Below are 256 nucleotides of genomic sequence, written 5' to 3' on the forward strand. Positions count from 1 at the left end.
CCCCGACTCCGAATCGGATATTCGCGATTGGCTACTTTGCCGCAAGCAATCGGAGGCAGATCTGATCAGCTTTGCCATCCGGTGTGTCGAAGATTGGAAACTGGCGGAACTGGATGAGGAACTTGTCGATCTCGCTATCGACGAAACCGCTCCATACGACTGCCGGCGGGCCGCCTTGCATGCTCTGCGAGCAGTCGGAGGACCGATCGCTAAGAAACGTCTTTGTTCTCTATCTGCACTTTAGGCGATTTCATTT

At 53.9% G+C, this 256-nt stretch carries 1 protein-coding gene; it reads left to right on the forward strand.

Going from position 1 to position 256, the window contains the following annotated elements:
* The coding region (locus B2R17_RS02950) for a hypothetical protein (RefSeq protein ID WP_286762779.1) at nucleotides 1-244 on the forward strand (244 nt) is incomplete at its 5' end.
* Nucleotides 245-256 lie beyond the last annotated feature (12 nt).

The organism is Rhodopirellula sp. UBA1907, from assembly GCF_002337565.1.
In the GTDB taxonomy this organism is placed as follows: domain Bacteria; phylum Planctomycetota; class Planctomycetia; order Pirellulales; family Pirellulaceae; genus Rhodopirellula; species Rhodopirellula europaea.